This window comes from Faecalitalea cylindroides ATCC 27803, assembly GCF_000469305.1.
GTDB lineage: Bacteria > Bacillota_I > Bacilli_A > Erysipelotrichales > Erysipelotrichaceae > Faecalitalea > Faecalitalea cylindroides.
Genome location: NZ_KI270962.1, coordinates 1 through 1,158 on the forward strand (window position 1 = coordinate 1; position 1,158 = coordinate 1,158).

Here is a 1,158-nt window from a genome sequence, read left to right on the forward strand (position 1 = left end):
ATTGTAGATGAATTGATTGCAAAAGGGGTTTCTGCTGAGAATATTATCTATCTTGATTTAGATAGAAGAGAATATAGAAAAGTTACTGATGATGACCAGCTTGAGCGGTTAATTGAAGAAAAGTCCAAGGGAATCGAAGGTATAAAATACTTATTTATCGATGAAGTTCAAAATGTTAGAAATTTTGAATTAGTTTTAAATGGATTTAGAATGGAAGAAGAGTATTCAATTTTTATTACAGGATCAAATTCTTATTTGCTCAGTGGTGAATTATCTACTAAATTAACAGGGAGATATGTTGAATTTGAGATTTTTACTTTAAATTTTGAAGAATATCAAAATATGAAGAAGTTCTTTGGAAAACCCATAAATACTAATCCATTACAGGAATTGAATTCTTTTATTCTGGAAGGTGGTTTTCCTAGGGCTGTTCAGTTTGATGATTTAGAAGATAAAAGGAGTTATACTCTAGGAGTTATAAAAGAAATCTTTGAAAAAGACATAAGAAGACGATTAAAGATAAGAGATAGAGATGCATTTGAAATAGTTAGAAATTTCATTATTAATAATTACGGATCACTAATAAGTATTAATGGAATAGTAGATAATTTAAAAAAACATGGAAATTCAATAAGTAAAGCTACAGTATCTAGATACATCCAAGCTCTATTAGATGCAAAAATAATTTATGAATGTACAAAATTTGATATGAAATCAAAAAAGATGATAAAGGGAGAAAAGAAATATTATTTATCAGATCTTAGTTTTTATTATGCATTAAATACAGACAATCAATTTAATTATGGACCGAGTTTAGAGAATATTGTTTATCTATACACAAAGAGTCATAATTACTCAGTAAGCGTTGGAAGAATTGGCAAACTAGAGTGTGATTTTATTTTGAGAGACTCAAAGCTGAACTACAGTTATATCCAAGTGTCGTATACTATAGCTTTAAGTAAAGATACAGAGGATAGAGAGTATAGACCATTAGAAAAAATTAAAGACAATTACCCAAAATATGTTGCGACGACAGACTATATTTTGAAAAAGAGAAATGGTATTGAACATATTAATATAATTGAATTTATGACAGAGAATAAATTATTTTAATATCTAATAAATTCAACTTAATTTGTATCAATGAGAAACTATGTA

1 protein-coding gene is annotated in these 1,158 nt (G+C 27.0%); it reads left to right on the top strand.

The window, feature by feature from the left end; translation table 11 throughout:
• On the top strand, window positions 1–1,113 hold a 1,113-nt coding region (locus HMPREF0367_RS01120), incomplete at its 5' end, for an ATP-binding protein (RefSeq protein WP_035400327.1).
• Between the last annotated feature and the right edge of the window lie 45 nt (window positions 1,114–1,158).